The organism is Pseudomonas sp. HLT2-19-2, from assembly GCF_054898005.1.
Window position 1 is genome coordinate 776,196 of record NZ_CM142712.1, and the last position, 17,577, is coordinate 793,772.

15 protein-coding genes are annotated in these 17,577 nt (G+C 59.3%); 14 read left to right on the top strand and 1 reads right to left on the bottom strand.

Annotation, left to right across the window (positions count from 1 at the left end):
* The 9 genes from waaC (at nucleotide 1) to ACYZTU_RS03665 (ending at nucleotide 10,034) form a co-directional block, all read left to right on the top strand.
* The gene (waaC, locus tag ACYZTU_RS03625) at nucleotides 1-1,062 is read left to right on the top strand and encodes a lipopolysaccharide heptosyltransferase I (RefSeq protein ID WP_461968081.1); all 1,062 of its coding nucleotides are present in this window, start codon (nucleotides 1-3) and stop codon (nucleotides 1,060-1,062) included.
* A complete protein-coding gene (locus tag ACYZTU_RS03630) occupies nucleotides 1,062-2,183 on the top strand; it encodes a glycosyltransferase family 4 protein (protein WP_461968083.1) in 1,122 nt (373 codons plus the stop codon). Before waaC ends, ACYZTU_RS03630 begins: the two co-directional genes overlap by 1 nt.
* Nucleotides 2,183-2,989 carry a lipopolysaccharide core heptose(I) kinase RfaP gene (gene rfaP / locus ACYZTU_RS03635; protein ID WP_449642680.1) on the top strand — a complete coding sequence of 269 codons (807 nt, stop codon included), beginning with the start codon at nucleotides 2,183-2,185 and terminating at the stop codon, nucleotides 2,987-2,989. The genes ACYZTU_RS03630 and rfaP overlap by 1 nt, the downstream gene beginning before the upstream one ends.
* A complete protein-coding gene (locus ACYZTU_RS03640) occupies nucleotides 2,989-3,723 on the top strand; it encodes a lipopolysaccharide kinase InaA family protein (RefSeq protein ID WP_461968085.1) in 735 nt (244 codons plus the stop codon). Before rfaP ends, ACYZTU_RS03640 begins: the two co-directional genes overlap by 1 nt.
* Nucleotides 3,720-4,472, top strand: coding sequence for a lipopolysaccharide kinase InaA family protein (locus ACYZTU_RS03645; protein WP_461968087.1), 753 nt, complete (start codon nucleotides 3,720-3,722; stop codon nucleotides 4,470-4,472). The genes ACYZTU_RS03640 and ACYZTU_RS03645 overlap by 4 nt, the downstream gene beginning before the upstream one ends.
* Nucleotides 4,472-5,923 (top strand): lipopolysaccharide kinase InaA family protein, encoded by a 1,452-nt coding sequence (locus tag ACYZTU_RS03650; protein ID WP_461968089.1) that lies wholly within the window; start codon nucleotides 4,472-4,474, stop codon nucleotides 5,921-5,923. The genes ACYZTU_RS03645 and ACYZTU_RS03650 overlap by 1 nt, the downstream gene beginning before the upstream one ends.
* A gap of 175 nt (nucleotides 5,924-6,098) precedes the next feature.
* Nucleotides 6,099-7,853 (top strand): carbamoyltransferase family protein, encoded by a 1,755-nt coding sequence (locus ACYZTU_RS03655; protein WP_461968091.1) that lies wholly within the window; start codon nucleotides 6,099-6,101, stop codon nucleotides 7,851-7,853.
* Nucleotides 7,840-8,751, top strand: a complete 912-nt coding sequence (locus ACYZTU_RS03660) for a glycosyltransferase family 2 protein (protein WP_461968093.1) — start codon at nucleotides 7,840-7,842, stop codon at nucleotides 8,749-8,751. The genes ACYZTU_RS03655 and ACYZTU_RS03660 overlap by 14 nt, the downstream gene beginning before the upstream one ends.
* Nucleotides 8,752-8,774: 23 nt before the next feature.
* Nucleotides 8,775-10,034: a capsule biosynthesis protein gene (locus ACYZTU_RS03665; protein WP_461968095.1), complete on the top strand. Its 1,260-nt coding sequence runs from the start codon at nucleotides 8,775-8,777 to the stop codon at nucleotides 10,032-10,034.
* Between the two features lie 18 nt (nucleotides 10,035-10,052).
* On the opposite strand, the gene ACYZTU_RS03670 is transcribed toward ACYZTU_RS03665, so the two are convergent.
* Nucleotides 10,053-10,685: a BUD32 family EKC/KEOPS complex subunit gene (locus ACYZTU_RS03670; protein ID WP_461968097.1), complete on the bottom strand. Its 633-nt coding sequence runs from the start codon at nucleotides 10,683-10,685 to the stop codon at nucleotides 10,053-10,055.
* 420 nt (nucleotides 10,686-11,105) lie between these two features.
* On the opposite strand from ACYZTU_RS03670, the gene ACYZTU_RS03675 reads away from it, so the two are divergent.
* The 5 genes from ACYZTU_RS03675 (at nucleotide 11,106) to ACYZTU_RS03695 (ending at nucleotide 17,529) form a co-directional block, all read left to right on the top strand.
* Complete coding sequence (locus tag ACYZTU_RS03675) at nucleotides 11,106-12,080, top strand: capsular polysaccharide export protein, LipB/KpsS family (RefSeq protein WP_461968099.1); 975 nt, start codon at nucleotides 11,106-11,108, stop codon at nucleotides 12,078-12,080.
* Between the two features lie 5 nt (nucleotides 12,081-12,085).
* Nucleotides 12,086-13,270 carry an O-antigen ligase family protein gene (locus tag ACYZTU_RS03680; RefSeq protein WP_461968101.1) on the top strand — a complete coding sequence of 395 codons (1,185 nt, stop codon included), beginning with the start codon at nucleotides 12,086-12,088 and terminating at the stop codon, nucleotides 13,268-13,270.
* A 134-nt stretch (nucleotides 13,271-13,404) separates the two neighbouring features.
* Nucleotides 13,405-15,195, top strand: coding sequence for a lipid A export permease/ATP-binding protein MsbA (gene msbA / locus ACYZTU_RS03685; protein WP_461968102.1), 1,791 nt, complete (start codon nucleotides 13,405-13,407; stop codon nucleotides 15,193-15,195).
* Nucleotides 15,195-16,091 (top strand): GNAT family N-acetyltransferase, encoded by an 897-nt coding sequence (locus tag ACYZTU_RS03690; RefSeq protein WP_461970956.1) that lies wholly within the window; start codon nucleotides 15,195-15,197, stop codon nucleotides 16,089-16,091. Before msbA ends, ACYZTU_RS03690 begins: the two co-directional genes overlap by 1 nt.
* Before the next feature lie 16 nt (nucleotides 16,092-16,107).
* Nucleotides 16,108-17,529: a PIG-L deacetylase family protein gene (locus tag ACYZTU_RS03695; RefSeq protein WP_461968104.1), complete on the top strand. Its 1,422-nt coding sequence runs from the start codon at nucleotides 16,108-16,110 to the stop codon at nucleotides 17,527-17,529.
* The last annotated feature ends 48 nt before the right edge of the window (nucleotides 17,530-17,577 follow it).

The window sequence follows — 17,577 nt, forward strand, 5'->3', positions numbered from 1 at the left end:
TTGCGCGTTCTGTTGATCAAGACTTCTTCGCTGGGCGACGTGATTCACGCGTTACCAGCGTTGACCGACGCGGCGCGGGCGATTCCCGGCATCACGTTCGACTGGGTGGTGGAAGAAGGCTTTGCCGAAATCCCGACCTGGCACCCGGCCGTGGGCAAGGTGATTCCCGTGGCGATCCGTCGCTGGCGCAAAAACATCTGGCAGACCATCAAGAGTGGTGAGTGGAAGCGCTTCAAGCAAAGCGTTCGCGCCAACCAATACGATCTGGTGATCGATGCCCAGGGCCTGCTGAAAAGTGCGTTGCTGACCCGATATGCGAAAGCCCCGGTGGCCGGGCTGGATAAAAATTCGGCCCGTGAGCCGATTGCCGCACGCTTTTATTCCCGGCGTCTGGCCGTGGCCCGTGGGCAGCACGCGGTGGAGCGGGTGCGTCAGCTGTTCGCCGTGGCGTTGGGGTACGACCTGCCCAAAGGCTTGGGCGATTACGGCCTGAACGTCGAACGACTGGTGGAATTGCCGCGCAAGAATGCTTACGTGGTGTTCCTGCACGGCACCACGTGGGACACCAAACACTGGCCTGAAGCCTATTGGCGCGAGTTGGCCGAGCGCGTCGGCTATCTCGGTGTCGGGGTGAAGCTTGCGTGGGGCAACCCGATCGAAAAAGCCCGAGCCGAACGCATCGCCAAAGACATGAAGCACGTCGAAGTGCTGCCCAGGCTGAACCTGGCCGGTGTCGGCAAGGTGCTGGCCGGCGCGCAGGCCTGCGTGGCGGTGGACACCGGTCTCGGTCATCTGGCCGCCGCACTGGACGTGCCGACGCTGTCGCTGTTTGGCCCGACCAACCCGGGCCTGACTGGCGCCTACGGTAAGTCGCAGATTCACATGGCCAGCGACTTCCCTTGCGCCCCATGCCTGCAAAAGAAATGCACCTATCAACCGACGGCCCAAGATGCCCGTCAGTTTGACCTGAAACGCGAGTGGCCCCTGTGCTTCACGCGTCTGAATCCCGAGCGTGTCGCGACCCGACTGAGCACGTTGTTACTGGCTGAGGAGCTGCGCTGATGCAATTGGCATTTGTCCTGTACAAGTACTTTCCCTTTGGCGGCTTGCAGCGCGATTTCATGCGCATTGCCCTTGAGTGCCAGCAGCGCGGCCACCAGATTCGGGTCTACACGCTGATTTGGGAAGGCGACATTCCACCCGGCTTCGAAGTGTTGGTGGCGCCGGTCAAAGCGTTCTTCAATCATCGACGCAACGAGAAGCTGAGCGAATGGATGGAGGCGGATCTGGCCAAGCGTCCGGTGGATCGTTTGATCGGCTTCAACAAGATGCCGGGGCTGGACGTGTACTACGCCGCTGACGGTTGCTTCGAAGACAAGGCGCAAAACCTGCGTAACTCGCTGTACCGTCGCTGGGGTCGCTACCGGCACTTCGCGGAGTACGAGCGCGCCGTGTTTGCCACGGATGCCAAGACCGAAGTGCTGATGATTTCCGAAGTCCAGCAGCCGCTGTTCATCAAGCATTACGACACGCCGCTTGAACGCTTCCATTTGCTGCCGCCGGGCATCTCTCAAGACCGTCGCGCGCCGGCCAATGCCGCCGAGATCCGTGCTGAATTTCGCCGTGAATTCAACCTGAAAGACGATGACCTGCTGCTGGTGCAAATTGGCTCAGGGTTCAAGACCAAGGGTGTGGATCGCAGCCTCAAGGCGCTGGCCGCATTGCCCGCCGATCTGAAGAAACGCACCCGGCTGTTTGTAATTGGCCAGGACGACCCCAAATTATTCCAGATGCAGAGCGCCACATTGGGGCTCGGCGATAACGTGACGTTCCTCAAGGGTCGCAGCGACATCCCGCGTTTTCTGCTCGGCGCCGATCTGTTGATCCACCCGGCGTACAACGAAAACACCGGGACCGTGTTGCTCGAAGCCCTGGTGGCCGGCCTGCCGGTGCTGGTGAGCGCGGTCTGTGGTTACGCCCATTACATCGCTGAGGCCGACGCCGGTCTGGTGCTGGACGAACCTTTCGATCAGGCGCAACTGACTCAGTACCTGACCGGCATGTTGAACGACGCTCAAGCACGGGCGGCCTGGAGCCGCAACGGTCTGGCCTTCGCCGAGACGGCCGACCTCTATAGCATGCCGCAGCACGCGGCCGATGTGATTCTGGCGGAGCACGCTTAATGAAGTTGATGCTGGCTGAACCGTTCAAGAGCCTTTGGGCCGGACGCGACCCGTTCGCCGAAGTCGAGGGTCTTCAGGGCGAGGTATACCGCGAACTTGAAGCGCGCCGTACCCTGCGGACCGAAGTCAATGGCAATGGCTTTTTCGTGAAGATCCACCGTGGCATTGGCTGGGGCGAGATCTTCAAGAACCTGCTCACCGCCAAGCTGCCGGTGCTCGGTGCGGGCCAGGAATGGAAGGCCATTGCGCGCCTGCAAGAAGTCGGCGTGCCGACCATGACCGCCGTGGCTTACGGCGAGAAGGGCAGCAACCCGGCAGACCAGCATTCGTTCATCGTCACCGAAGAGCTGGCGCCCACGGTCAGCCTCGAAGACTTCAGCATCGACTGGGTCAAGCAGCCGCCCGAGCCAACACTCAAGCGTGCGCTGATTGCCGAGGTTGCGCGCATGACCGGCATGATGCATCGCGCCGGAGTCAACCATCGCGACTGCTACATCTGCCACTTTCTGCTGCACACCGACAAACCGGTGACGGCCGACGATTTCAAACTCTCGGTGATCGACCTGCACCGCGCCCATACCCGTCCGACGATCACTCAGCGCTGGCGCAACAAGGACCTGGCAGCGCTGTACTTTTCGGCCCTGGACATTGGCCTGACCCGGCGCGATAAACTGCGCTTCCTCAAGGGTTATTTCCAGCAGCCCCTGCGTCAGATCCTGGGCGAAGAAGCCGGGTTGCTTGCCTGGCTGGAAGGCAAGGCCAACAAACTCTACGACCGTAAACAGCGATACGGGGATGCGCTCTGATGGCGGGTTGGAAACTGGAACCTGCGTACAGCGATCTGGCAGAGGATTTCGGCAGTCTTGAGGCTGTGTTTGCGCTTCAGGGCGAGCGCCTGACCCGCGACCTGTTATCCGAGGTCATTCGCGTCCAGCGCAATGGCGTCAACTATTACGTCAAACGCTACGTGGGTGCCGGCAAAGGTCTGCGCCGTTACCTGGGCAAGCCCCGGGTGAAAGCCGAGTGGCAGAACCTCAAGCGCTTCGCCAAGTGGGGCATTCCCACTGCCGAGGTGGTGGCCTGGGGGCTGGAGCGTCGCGGCGCGGCCTACGATCGTGGGGCGATGATCACCCGTGAGCTGCCGCATACCGAAGACTTGTCGGCCCTGGCCGAGCGGCATGATCCAAAGCTGGCGGACCGCGCCTGGGTCGACAACGTCAGCCGGCAGCTGGCGGGTTATACCCGGACCCTGCACGACCATCGTTTCACCCATAACGATTTGAAGTGGCGCAACTTGCTGATTGACGATGAGCCCCGGCTGTTTTTGATCGACTGCCCTAATGGTGATTTCTGGCGCGGCTTCTGGCTCAAGTACCGGATCACCAAAGACCTGGCGTGTCTGGACAAGGTCGCCAAGTATCACTTGTCGGCCACCCAGCGCCTGCGCTTTTACCTGCAATACTGCCAGCGTGATCGGCTGAATGCCGCCGACAAAAAACGGATCCGGCACGTGGTGAGATTTTTCGAGGGGCGCGAATGACTGATTTTTTTACTGCTGAAGACCGTGCCCTGCTTGAGCGTCACGGCCTCGGCACCTTCGACGCACTCTGGACCAAGGAGCTCGACGCTGTGGACGAACCCAACACCGCTCGCGGTGGCTGGAGCAGCGTGTTTCGGCTGGATCTGGAAGGTCATGGCTACTACCTCAAACGCCAGAGCAACTACCAGACGCGCACGTTGCATGCGCCCTTTGGCGAGCCGAGCTTTGCCCGTGAATTTCGCAATATCAGTCGCTATGAGCGATTCGGAATTCCAGCGTTGAAAGCGGCGTTCTTTGGTGAGCGCAAGGTCGACGGCGAGGTTCGGGCGATTCTGCTGACCCGTGCCCTGGACGGTTGGGATGACCTGGATTCGCTGTTGCAGCGCTGGTCGGACCTGAGTTCGGCGCAGCATTCGGCGATTATGAAGGCCTGTGGTCAACTGGCTCGGTGCCTGCACGGCGCGCGTCAGGTTCACGGTTGCTTCTACCCCAAACACATTTTTCTCCAGGCCACCGGCGACGGTTATCAGGCCCAGCTGATCGACCTTGAAAAGACCCGGCCGTTGCTGTTTGGTCAGCGTGACCGGGCGAAAGACCTGGAGCCGTTGCTGCGTAGGGCGCCTCAGTGGAATGAAGCGCAGTTGCGCGAGCTGCTGGCTGCCTATCTGGATCAATCACAGGACAGCTCGTTGATCGACAGCTGGCTGGCGCGACTGACCGCGCGGCGCACTCACAAGGAGACGCGCTGATGCGTTTGTCCGAGCTGAAAAACGCTGGCCGCAGCCCGAGCCTGCCACTGAACATTTCACTGGCCGATGCCGCCGGCCCTGCCGAGTTGCAGTTGCTGAGTCTGTTGCGGGTGTTGCCGGGGCAGCGTTATGTCGGTGCCGGTGTCTGGCGTGGGCGACCGGTGCTGGCCAAGTTGTTGGTCGGCAGCAAAGCGGCGCGGCATTTTCAGCGTGAGCTGAACGGGGTGCGTCTGCTCGCTGCCCAAGGGCTGACGACGCCGCAGCTGTTGGCCGACGGCCTGAAAGATGGCGAGGGCGGTTGGTTATTGTTTGATTTCCTCGAAGGCGCCGAGAGCCTAGGGGATGCCTGGGGGCAGGTCGAACACTTGCCGATGCTGGCGGATGAGCAATCGGCAGTATTGGCCGATGCGCTGGGTGCAATTGGTCAATTGCACCGCAAGGGCCTGTGGCAGGAAGACCTGCACCTGGACAACCTGCTGCGCCAGGGCGGCCGGCTGTATTTGATCGACGGTGCCGGGATCTGTACCGAAACGCCTGGCCGGCCGCTGTCTCGACAGAAAGTCCTGGAGAATCTCGGGGTGTTTTTCGCCCAGTTGCCCAAGACGCTGGAACCGTATACCGAAGAATTGCTGGTGTATTACCTGCTGAGCAACGGCGAGCATGCCTTGCCCCTGGAAGCGTTGCAGAAACAGATCAGCAAGGTCCGCAGCTGGCGCCTCAAAGACTTTTTGATCAAGGTCGGCCGCGAATGCACGCTGTTCAGTGTCCAGCGCGGAGCGTTCGGCTTACGAGCAATTCGCCGCGAGGAAGAGGCGGCGATGCTGCCGGTGCTGGAGCAGGCCGATGCGTTGCTCGATCAGAGCCATCTGTACAAGACCGGCGGCGCGGCGAGCGTCGGCAAGGTCGAGGTGGCCGGCCGTACGCTGGTGATCAAGCGCTACAACATCAAAGGTTTTGCCCATTGGCTCAAACGCTTCTGGCGCCCGAGCCGTGCCTGGCATTCCTGGCGCGAAGGCAATCGCCTGGCGTTTCTCGGCATCGCCACGCCCAAACCGTTGGCGTTGCTGGAGAAGCGTTTTCTCTGGTTGCGCAGTCGGGCTTATCTGGTGACCGAGTATTTGCCAGGGCCGGATATCATCGAGCGGTTTGCACCTTATGTCGAAAGCGGTGAGGCACCGGAAGCCGAGTTGCTGGCGCTGGATCATTTGTTTGCCGAGCTGATTGTTGAGCGGATCAGTCATGGGGATTTCAAAGGGCATAACCTGTTCTGGCAGCAAGATCGCTGGGCGCTGATTGATCTGGATTCGATGTGTCAGCATGCCTCGGTGAACAGCTTCGCCCCGGCCTATGCGCGGGATCGGGCAAGGTTCATGCGTAACTGGCCGCAGAGTAGTGTGCTTTATCAGGTCATTGATCAGCGTCTTCCCAAAGATATCTCTAGCGCTGCTTGAATCTCTTCGTCGGAACGCCTCCCGGATCATCTTCTCGGGGGGCAATATGCGCTGGGTCATTCCCGCCATGTTTACGCTATAATCCCGCCCTTTAGCTGCCACTCGCCCTTTGCGAGGGCACATTAATCTTTGAGGCGCCCTGCGCCTGCATGCAGACTAAAGAGGCTAGACCCCTGTGGCATTGACGATTCTTGGCCTGTCCGGCGCCCTTAGCCATGATGCTTCCGCAGCCTTGTACATCGACGGCAAGCTGGTCGCGGCGGCTGAGGAAGAGCGCTTTGTGCGCGATAAACATGCAAAGAACCGCATGCCTTACGAGTCGGCGAAGTTCTGCCTCGAGCAGGCTGGCATCAAGCCGTCCGACGTTGATGTGGTAGCGATTCCATTCGCGCCGATCAGCCTGTTCGGCAAGGCTCGCTGGCATTACGCCAAGCGTTACTGGTACGCCCCGGACCGCGCGCTCGACGCGATTCTGATGGGTAACCGTCGCTACAAGCGCTATCGCAACAAGATTGTCTGGTGCCTCGAGCAATTGGGTTTCGATCCGAAAAAAATCAAGATCGAACCGGTCGAGCATCACCTGGCCCACGCCTCCAGCGCTTATCACTGCTCCGGTTTCAAAGAGAAAACCGCGATCCTCGGGATCGACGGCAAGGGTGAGTACGCCACGACCTTTTTCGGTTACGGCGAAAATGGCAAGATCCACAAGATCAAGGAATTCTTCGATCCGGACTCCCTCGGCGGCCTGTACGGCGCGATCACCGAGTTCCTCGGTTTCGAGATGCTCGACGGTGAGTTCAAGGTCATGGGCATGGCGCCGTATGGCGATGCCAGCAAATACGATTTCTCGCGTCTGGCTTCGTTCGAGAACGGCGAGCTGGTGATCAACACCGACTACGCCAACGTCATCGGCTTGCGTCGTTATAAAGAGAAAGGCAAAGGCTTCTATTTTTCGCCGAAGCTGATCGAGTGGCTGGGTCCGAAGCGCGAAGGCGACATCGCCGACGAACCATACATCCACTACGCCGCGAGCATGCAAGCGCTGTTCGAAAAGATCTCGCTGCAGATGATCGACCACTACCTGGGCGACGTACTCAAGGAAACCGGCAAACTGGCCTTCGCCGGTGGCTGTGCGTTGAACGTCAAACTGAACCAGAAAATCATCGCTCGCGATGACGTCAAAGAGCTGTTCGTTCAGCCCGCGTCCGGCGATGCCGGCACTGCGGTTGGCGCGGCGGCTTATGTGTCCCACGCCCGTGGTGTGCCGGTCGAGAAGATGGAGCACGTCTACCTCGGCCCGTCCTACACCAACGAAGACGTGCTCGCTGCGTGCGCCCGTCACCCGAGCAAGCCTGAATGGCGCAAGCTCGAGAACATGCCGGAAAACATCGCCAAAATCATGGTCGACGGCAACCCGGTGGCCTGGTTCCAGGGTCGCATGGAGTTCGGTCCGCGCGCCTTGGGTGGTCGTTCGATCATCGGTTGCCCGAGCGCCACCGGTGTGGCTGACCGGATTAACCACCAGATCAAGTTCCGCGAGCGCTGGAGGCCTTTCTGCCCGTCGATGCTCGACACCGTTGCACCGCAGATGATCAAGATTGATCATCCGGCGCCGTTCATGACCTTCACCTTTGAAGTGGCTGAAGAGTGGAAGACCCGGGTGCCGGAAGTCGTCCATGAAGACGGTACGTCGCGGGCCCAGGTGCTCAAGCGCGAATACAACCCGCGCTACTACGACATGATGAAGGCGCTTGAAGTGCTGACCGGTAACGGCGTGTCGCTGAACACCTCGCTCAACCGTCGTGGCGAACCGATGATCTGTTCGCCGACGGATGCCCTGAACATGTTCTTCGGTTCCGATCTACAGTATCTGATCATGGAAGACATCCTGGTGGTCAAAGAGGGTGCGGACAGGTATGCGGTTGACTGAAGTGCTGATCAGCGTTGTTATTCCTGTTTATAACTACGCCGAAACTCTACCGCGTGCGGTGAGCTCGGTCCTGGCGCAGGAGGGTAATGCTCAGACTGAGTTGCTGGTGATCGATGACGGCTCCACCGACGCGACGCCGCAAGTTCTGGAGCAGCTCCTGGCTGAAAATGCCGGGTGCTTTCGAGCCCTGCGTCAACCCAATGGCGGTCTGGCTTCGGTGCGTAATCGCGGGGTCGAGGAGGCTCAGGGGCAATACCTGATCTTCCTCGATGCCGATGATGAGATGGCGCCTGGTGCGCTGGCTGCGTTGACTAAGCACATCTCAAGCAATCCTGACAGCCGTTTGATCATTGGCGGTCACTGGACGGTGCTCGAGGATGGCTGTCGCGTCCAGCACGCCGTAAAACCCTTGCCCGCCACCCCGCGCCAGCGTGTGCGTGGTTACTTGGTAGACAGGACGGTATCGCTGTCCAACGGCGCCTGCGCGATGCATCGCGAAGTGTTTGCGCCGGGCAACTATCCTGAGTACTTACGCAACGTCGAAGATATTCCGGTGTTTGCTCAGGTGCTGGCGCGTTTTCCGTGCAGTGTGCTCGATCAGTCGCTGGCGGTGATCTACAAGCATCGCGACAGCATGCGGAATGACCTCAAGCAAAGCCTGGCGGCGGGCGTGGGGATGGTTGACGAGGTGTTTTCCCCGGTACGCATGCCTCAAGAACTGCAGGACTTGCGCCAGGCTTTCCTGGCTCAGCGCTGCCTGTCGTTGTTCCGCGATTGCTACCGCGCCGGTGAGTATGACAATGCTAAGGCCTTTTACGCTCAAGCCGTGCGCGCCGATCTGCGCTCGCTCATGCGCTGGTCCTACACCCGTAAGGCCATCCGGTTGTTGTTCAAGTGAGGGCGCCGCCGTCTTGCGAAAGTGTGTACCAGTCTGAGGGGGGCTGGGCACAAAAAGCGCGTGAGCTGGACCGTTATCGCTGGAAACTGCTGCGCGAGCGTCATGGCCGCTTTGGCAGCCTGTTGCGCCTGGTTCGTGATGTGCTGGTGGACGTGGCGGTCGGAATACGCGCAAAGGTGTGCTTGAGTGTTTCGGTGGTCACTGCACCCTGTGAGGTGCTGTTGCTCCATTCGGCACCGAAGTCCATGGCGTTGCAGCGCAAGAATATTCTGATCGAGGCCCTACGCAAGCGTGGGCAGCACCTGATAGAGGCAGCGTTGCGCTCGCCGTCGGACGCCTGCGCCCAGCGCATGCTCCTAGCGCCACCGCAGTCGGTGCCCCTGCGTTATCTGGTGTACGCCGCCCATGCTCAGTGGCTGGTGATGACGTATTCGCCCAAGGTGCTGATCAACGAGCGCAACGGTAGTCTTCATGCGCCGTTCCTTCGCCTGGCATTGGCTGCGCGTGGCGCTCGACTGCTGCAATTGGCCCATTCCGCGACGTTGGAGTCCTCACGGCGACTGGCGATGAACGACTACGACTATTACGGTGTCTTTGGCCATAGTTCGCTGGTGGCCTTGCAAGAACGAAGATTGCGGTTCGGTGAATCGACGGTGGTGCTGGTCGGTTCTTACCTCGCTGATGAAACCTATGATCTGCCAGTCGCCGATCCTGCTCTCCAGACGCTGTTGATTCTGGGAGTTGGCCCTGACCGGGAAAAAGAGCCGGGCTACCAGCGCACCTACCAGTTACTGCGCGACTGGGCCGAACAGCATCCGCACTATCGCGTGTTGTTCAAGCGCCATCCGCGCAGCAAGGCGCAATTCTGGAGCGATGCCGCTGCGCAGTTAGCCAGCATCGAGTTGCTGGATACCACGTGTTCACTGGCAGACGCTCTGGCGCAGGCCAGCGTAGTCGTCAACATCATGTCCAATGCCGGTATCGAGGCAGGGTTGGCGGGGCGGCCGGTGATCCATGTGAATGCGGGCAGCAATGTGGATATCTTCTCTCACTCGCTGTTTTTCGGGCCCCAGGTGCGCGATGAACATGCGCTTTCCCGTCAGCTACAAGCGCTTGAACAGGATTATCAGGGGCATGTGGCTCAGGCCCGGCGTTTTGCCGATTACCACCTGGTGTATGGTTCTCAGGGGTTGGCAAAGACCACTCAACTGGTCGATAACTTGCTGCGCGGCGAAGACCCGGCGCGTGACTTCGAGACCTTCAGGCTGTCTGCCGTCGGCTGACACTGGTGACTGAAGGGCTCAGGAGTTGAGTGCCAGGCTCACTTCCCGTTCGTTGCACACGCGTTGGTGGTTCAGGTAGTGCTCAAGGAACTGGTTGTCCTTGAGCAGCCACTCGCGGTCCTGACGATAGCGCAACATATGCTTGAAATTCCGCAGGCGCAGGCCTTTGCGCAGTGGCTTGCGATAGGTGCGCAGGTCGGCGATGTCGATCAGCCCCAGCGTGTTGTCAGGCGTCAATACCACGTTGCCTAGGTGCGCGGAGCGAAAGTAGATTCCGTCTTCATGCAGGCGTGCAATGAACTCACCCAGTTGTGCCCGAAGATTTTCGTGATAGTCGGCGCCCAGCAACTGACGCAGGGTGCAGCCGGGCAGAGGGTCGTAATGAACGGCGTCGCGCTGGATGCTGGGGATGCGATAAATCTGGCGAACCGTTGGGCACTCGATTTTGCGTTCGTGCAGTGCTCGGCAGTTGTCGGCGAAGCGCCGGGCGTAAGGTGCCCAAAGCGCAGATGTCAGTAGGCGTTTGCGGCGAAACAGCTTGAGCATCGACCCGTCGGTCAGGCACAAAACTTTATCCCCTTCACCATCGGCCTCGAGAACGTCGGCGCCTTCGCGCATGTTGAGATAATCGGTATGGTCGAGCGTTTGCATCAAGGCTCCAAGGCTTGGCCTGATGGGATGGGCAGCCGACTATGTTACCGCAGTGCGCATGCTGCAAAAAACCGCTGTGGTACAATCGCGTCACTTTTTAAGGTGCAGTTACCCGTTCATGGGGTTGCCTGGCGCAATACCACAGAGTGTTTGCTCCTGATTCATGGCTTTATCCTTCTATGCGCAGACGGGCGAATAACAGGGTGTTGATGTCTGCAGACTTATCGCACGTGGTTATGTTGCACTTTGGCGGGTGGATGCGGCCTATTTTTTGGATTCCCTATGACGACAATGCTGTTCATATCCTTGGCCAAACACCAAGGCCTCTATTTCAATCGGTTACTCAATGAGACCGAGCTACAAGGTAAAGTCGTTACCCCACCACAGATGCCCTGGCCGAGGTCGTTGCGGATCTCCAGAGTGCTTTCGCGAATCGACTGGCTGAGTCTGATCGAAGAAAAATGCGAGGAGCGGCGCGTCAAGAACAAAAACGATGGTCGCTTCTATCGCCTTTTGTTACGTCTTGAACTCATTTGGATGGCGCTGAGTGCCCAGGCCTTGCTTGATAGCGAGCGCCCCGATGCGCTGGTGTTCTGGAATGGTTCCCATCGCTACTGCCGATTACTGACAGCACTGGCGTCGTCGGATTGTAAGACTTTCTTCTTCGAGAACGGCCTGTTGCCCGATACCACAACCGTTGACCCGCAGGGCGTGAACTACCTGAACGTCGTTCCGCGTGAGGCCGGTTTTTATCTCAACTATCCTTATCCCGTACCTGAAAGTCAGGCGGTGCCTGTACTGATCCCACGCCAGCCTCGTTCCAGCGGCCCTGCACCGATTGTGCTGCCGGAGCAGTTCGTCTTTATTCCGTTCCAGGATGACCGGGATAGCCAGGTTCGGCTGTTTTCTCCCTGGATCAGGAACATGCGCGAGATGTTTGCCTTGGGCGAGCGCCTAGCCAAAGAAACCGGTCTGACGGTGGTGTTCAAGGAGCATCCATCCAGTCGCGAGACGTATCCCGAGTTGCATGAGCGTACTCACGACCGCCTATTGTTCGCCAATGGCAACACCACCCAGCAGTTGATCGAGTCCAGCCAGTTTGTGGTCACTCTGAACTCGACGGTTGGCCTGGAAAGCCTGCTCTTGGGTAAGCCCGTAATGACCCTGGGCCAGGCGTTTTTCAATGTCGAGGGGCTGGTGATGCATGCCGACAGCGCCGAGCAGGTGGTGGAACTGGCGCGCGCATTCCCGCAATGGACACTCGACGAACGGTTGAGACGTAACTTCCTCCATTACCTCTCCGAGCACTACTGCATCAAGGGTGGCTGGAAGAACGCCGACAAGGCCCAGTTACAGCGGGTTGCCAATCGAATGCTGGGTAAAGCCGAGTGCTGACAGGAATGAAGAAACTTATCGGTAAGGATGTCTTGGCGGTGTGGGCATCTATCGGTTTTCTCGTGCTGCTGTGCGGGGCGTGGGTACTGCCGGACAACAAGCTTTATCACCAAATGATGATTTTCCTGCTGTGGCTTCCCGCCCTGTTGGCACTGTTCCATCGGGATTTTCGCGAGATGCTCAAGCAACCGGAGTGCGTCCTCTTTGTCATCTTCGTGGCCTGGACGTTATTGGTGCTGACGGTTGAGGGTGGCGATGACATCTTCAGCAAGAGCAAGGTGACGCTCTATGTGGCCCTCACCCTGTTGGGCGTGCTACTGGCTGCACAGAATCGCAAGTGGCGGTTCGAGTCCATGTTGTTTTACGCATCGATTATGGGCGGTTTTTTTGCTGCGGCTTCCTGGATCTACTTTTATGAAGTATCCGCTCAGCCTTTCAGCGACAGGCTGATTGCCATTGGATTGTGGGACACTGCGATCATGGCCGCGCACGCGGTGGGGGCCTTGGCGATACTTGGCGCCTTCACGTTGCAGACCAAGCGCTTCAATCCCTGGATGATGGTGTTGCTGCTGATTTCGGCACTGGGATATGCGCTGTTTCTGGGCTTTAGCCAAACCCGCGGTGTGTGGATCGGCGTGCTGGCCTGTCTGCTCGTGATGGGAGTGGCGCGCCCGTCACGTCTGGGGGGCGGGCTGATCTTTCTAGTGGCCTTGGGGGTGGTGTCCATTGCTTTATTCAAGCCGGAAATCCTCTTGCAGCGTGGCGTTTCTTTCCGTCCCGAGCTATGGCGCGGCGGCGTTCAATTGATGCTGGATCACTGGGCGATGGGGTTGGGATTCCATGGGTACCTGATTCCTGTCCCTGAAATTGGACAGGCATTCAAACATCCCCATAACCTGTTCCTGGATACCGGTGTGCGTCTCGGTGTGCCTGGCCTGCTGCTGTTCGGCTGGCTGTGGCTGGCAGTTGGCTGGCGTGGCTGGATTTCGCGCGAGCAGCCACTGGGACAGGTATTGCTGGCACTCTGGGTGTTTTCCGGGGCGTCGTTGATGACCGATGGCATTGGTCTCTGGCTCAAGCCAAACGCGGACTGGTTGATCACATGGTTGCCGATCGCCTTGAGTATCGTGTTGGCCTCTCGTGGGAAAAATGGAACCCAAGGTTCCACCTGGAGCGTTTCAACCCCCTGATGCTCCTGGCTTTGAAACGAAGTGCTACTGCTGCGTTTTTCCGACACCTTATCCTGGCTGAGCCGATGTTGTAATTCGTTCGCTGTTACAATCCGCAGCTTGTCTGTCTTTTTCAAACATACGAGGCGCGCCGAATGGCCAATTCCGACCAGCAGTCGAGCATGAAGATTTACCTGCGGTTGCTGAAATATGTGCTCCCGTACTGGGGCGCTTTCGCCATCAGTATTGTCGGCTTCGTGCTATTCGCATCCAGCCAGCCGATGCTGGCGGACATGCTCAAACATTTTCTCGACGCCCTGCAGAAACCCAATGACACCAAGTTTCTGGGTGTCTCGCTGGTGCTCGGCGTACCGTTGTTGATCGTTCTGATTGCGGTCTATCAGGGTGTCGGCTCATTTCTGGGCAACTACTACCTGGCCAAGGTTGCCCGTGGCGTGGTCCACGATCTGCGTTGCGCCTTGTTCGACAATCTGTTGACCCTGCCTAACCGCTACTTCGACAAACATAATTCCGGTCACCTGATTTCCCGCATTACCTATAACGTGACCATGGTCACCGGCGCCGCCACCGATGCGATCAAGGTGGTGATCCGTGAAGGCCTGACGGTGGTGTTTTTATTCGGTTATCTACTGTATAGCAACTGGAAAATGACCCTGGTATTGCTGGCAATCCTGCCGTTCATCGCGGTTCTGGTGAGTAGCGCAAGCAAGAAATTTCGCAAGCAAAGCAAAAAAATCCAGGTTGCTATGGGCGATGTGACCCATGTGGCTTCGGAGACGATCCATGGCTACCGCGTGGTTCGCAGCTTTGGCGGTGAAACCTACGAAATCGAGCGGTTCCACAACGCCAGCGCCGACAACATGAACCGCAGCCTGGGCATGACCCGCACTCAGTCGATCTACACTCCGGTACTGCAACTGGTGATTTACATCGGCATGGCCGTGTTGATGTACCTAGTGCTTTACCTTCGCGGCGATGCCTCTGCTGGCGAACTGATTGCCTACATCACCGCCGCTGGTTTGTTACCCAAGCCGATTCGTCAGTTGTCGGAAGTCAGCGCCACGATCCAGAAGGGGCTGGCCGGTGCGGAGAGCATCTTCGAGCAGCTCGACGAAGAACCGGAAGTCGATACTGGCACCAAGGAAATGGCGCGCGTCAGCGGTCGCCTGGAAGTGCGTAACTTGAGCTTCCAGTACCCGGGCACCGAGAAGGTCGTGCTCAACGATGTTTCCTTTACCGCCGAAGAGGGCCAGATGGTCGCTCTGGTGGGTCGTTCGGGCAGCGGCAAGTCAACCTTGGCCAACCTGATTCCGCGTTTCTATCACCACGACAAGGGCCAGATCCTGCTCGACGGTGTGGATGTCGAGGAATACAAGCTGACCAACCTGCGTCGTCACATTGCCCTGGTAACCCAACAGGTCACCCTGTTCAACGACAGCGTCTCCAATAACATCGCCTACGGCGACCTCGCCAGCGCGCCGTTCGAAGACGTGCGCAAGGCTGCCGAAGATGCTTACGCCGCCGAGTTCATCGAGCAAATGCCTCAGGGCTACGACACCTTGGTGGGCGAAAATGGCGTGCTGCTTTCCGGCGGTCAGCGCCAGCGTTTGGCGATTGCCCGGGCACTGCTCAAGAATGCGCCATTGCTGATCCTCGATGAGGCCACCTCGGCCCTCGACACCGAGTCCGAACGCCACATCCAGGCGGCCCTGGATCAAGTGATGAAGGGCCGCACCACGTTGGTGATCGCTCACCGCTTGTCGACCATCGAGAAGGCTGACCTGATCCTCCTGATGGACCAGGGCCGCATCGTGGAACGCGGCACCCACGCCGAGCTGCTGGCGCTGAATGGTTTCTACGCACGCCTGCACGAGAAGGACTTCGTTGAAAGCACTAACGAGGCGATGACGGGGTCCTACGTTTGATTTTGAGTTACTGGCGGGCTTGGCGAGAAAGCGGTTGGACGCCCATTGATGTCACGGCTTACGCCCAGGCCTGGCAACAGTTTGGCGGCAGCGTGGCGACTCACCCCGAAGTGGTTCAGCGCCTGGCCGGGCTAGTAGGCATCCCGGTGCGCTATCTGGGCTGGTTCGTCGACGGTGAATTGTGCGCCGCGATGCCGACCTGGGGCCGTCATGTGGCCTTGTCCAAGGACGTGCTCAAGCGTGAAGGCAAACGTGGCCTGATCGATCTCGGCAATGCCGAGATCATCCTGCCGGCTGCCGAAGACGCCCGGGTTCGTGTGCGGCATTGCATGCGTTATGTGTCCGAACTCAATGCCAAAAGCATTACCAGCCTCGCTGAGCAGCCTGAAGGCCTGGCGCTGGCTCGTGAGCCCGAGGACTACAGCAAGAAGTTTCGCTACAACCAGCGTCGTGAACAGCGTTTGCTGGAAGAGGCGGGCGGCAATATCCGGCCGATGCTGGAGCTGAACGCCAGCGAACAGGCGACCATCTATGCCGACCTGTTCCAGCGCCGCTGGAACTTTGAAGCACCGGGCAAGGCGCACCTGGCTGAAGTGTTCAGCCTGTTGCGTGAGTTCATGACTGGGTCCTTGATCTACCTGAACGACGAGCCGGTGGCGATCCAGATTCTGTACCAGGTCGAGGCGCCCAAGTGGGTCAGCCTGGAATACATTAACGGCGGTGTCGACCCGCAGAACCGCGAGTTCAGCCCCGGCAGTGTGCTCAGTTTCGTCAACACCCAAGCCGCGTGGGAGCAGGCCCGGGCCGTGGGCAAGCCGCTGCGTTACTCGTTCGGCCGCGCGGATCGCGAATACAAGGATCGCTGGTGTCACCAGGTTCCGGTCTACCAGGTTTGAGCAAGGACAAGCAGCCATGAGCGGACGCAAGCAACAGTTGCTTAAATGCCATCGCCAACGCAAACGCGTGGTATTGATCGGTGCGTTATTGGCTGCATTACTATTCGGCATTTTTGTCGCATGGTGGCCGTTGCCGCTGTTCCTGCTGCTGGGCTGGGTCGCCCATGAGGCGTGGTTCGCCGACCATCTGTTCTATACCCCGGGCGACGATTATCACTATGATTTTCCGGAGGATACGCCGCAGTTCCCCGCAGCCCTGGTCAATGGCACCTTGCAGGTGGCGGGTGACTTTGGCGTGGCGCAAACCCTGGTTTTGCAGGTGCGGCTCAAGAGCCACTGGCTGGGGCGCTTTCTTGATCCCCAGGTATGGATCGGTGACGATCGTCAGGACCTGGAGCGCGGTGTTGCGGGAGAGCGTTTTCTCAATCTGTCCGGGCAAGGTCCTGCACTGACTGCCGGGACCCTGACACTACGTGGACGCTTTTGCAGCCTGGCGCCACAGGCGACTTTGCACGCCCTGAGCAATCCGGATTTTGGCCAGCAGCGCCTGCTGATCATCGCCCCCCATGCCGATGACGCCGAACTGGCGGCTTTCGGTCTCTATAGCCGGGCGTCCGAGGTGGCTATCGTCACGCTGACCCAAGGCGAGATTGAGGCCGAGAACTACCGCGATATGGGCCTCGACACCGCTCAGGCCGCCCGTCTCAAGGGTCGTCTGCGCAGTTGGGACAGCCTGGCGGTGCCGCTGTGGGGCGGGGTGCCGCAACAGCAGTGTGTGCAATTGGGCTACTATTGCCTGCAATTGAGTGCGATGGCGCAGCAGCCGGAGCAAAGCTTCGGTTCCCGGGAGTCGGGGGAGAGCGATATTCGCGACGTGCGCCGACACAATGCCCTGAGCCTGCCGGGTGACGTCGATGGCCAGCCCCATTGGCGCAACCTGGTGGCTGATCTGGCGCGTCTACTTGAGCATCACCGGCCCGAGGCGGTGCTGACGCCCCATCCCGAACTGGACCCCCACAGCGATCATGTCGCCAGCACTCGCGCCTTGATGGAGGCAATTGAACTCAGTACCTGGCGCCCGCGTACCCTGCTGCTCTACGCCAATCACCTGCACAACAATGATCTCTGGCCAATGGGTCCGGCGGGTTATGGCATTGCCCTGCCGCCGACCATTGAACCGTTACCGGCCGACGGGCTATGGAGCCCGTTGCTGGATGCGCCAACCCGCATGGACAAAGCCATGGCCCTGGGTATGCAGCACGATCTGCAGGGCCGTCCACCGCTCAAAAGACGTCTGCGCCGAGTGATTCAGCGGTTGTTGGCCGGCCGTCGCTGGCCACGCACCGGTGAAGACGAGTTCTTCCGCAAAGCGGTGCGCCGACACGAACTATTCTGGGTGCGTCCGCTGGATGCCCCACCACAGGATGACCGCCGCTGAACCCCTTGTCTCGCGTGCGGCCGCACTCTTTCGCTATGTTATTATCCG

Excerpts from the sequence above, each read along its gene's own strand:
- ACYZTU_RS03640 (WP_461968085.1), top strand. The coding sequence starts at position 2,989 with ATGGCGGGTTGGAAACTGGAACCTGCGTACAGCGATCTGGCAGAGGAT.
- msbA (WP_461968102.1), top strand. The coding sequence starts at position 13,405 with ATGGCCAATTCCGACCAGCAGTCGAGCATGAAGATTTACCTGCGGTTG.
- ACYZTU_RS03695 (WP_461968104.1), top strand. The coding sequence starts at position 16,108 with ATGAGCGGACGCAAGCAACAGTTGCTTAAATGCCATCGCCAACGCAAA.
- ACYZTU_RS03645 (WP_461968087.1), top strand. The coding sequence starts at position 3,720 with ATGACTGATTTTTTTACTGCTGAAGACCGTGCCCTGCTTGAGCGTCAC.
- ACYZTU_RS03670 (WP_461968097.1), bottom strand. The coding sequence starts at position 10,685 with ATGCAAACGCTCGACCATACCGATTATCTCAACATGCGCGAAGGCGCC.
- ACYZTU_RS03660 (WP_461968093.1), top strand. The coding sequence starts at position 7,840 with ATGCGGTTGACTGAAGTGCTGATCAGCGTTGTTATTCCTGTTTATAAC.
- ACYZTU_RS03680 (WP_461968101.1), top strand. The coding sequence starts at position 12,086 with ATGAAGAAACTTATCGGTAAGGATGTCTTGGCGGTGTGGGCATCTATC.
- rfaP (WP_449642680.1), top strand. The coding sequence starts at position 2,183 with ATGAAGTTGATGCTGGCTGAACCGTTCAAGAGCCTTTGGGCCGGACGC.
- ACYZTU_RS03630 (WP_461968083.1), top strand. The coding sequence starts at position 1,062 with ATGCAATTGGCATTTGTCCTGTACAAGTACTTTCCCTTTGGCGGCTTG.
- ACYZTU_RS03650 (WP_461968089.1), top strand. The coding sequence starts at position 4,472 with ATGCGTTTGTCCGAGCTGAAAAACGCTGGCCGCAGCCCGAGCCTGCCA.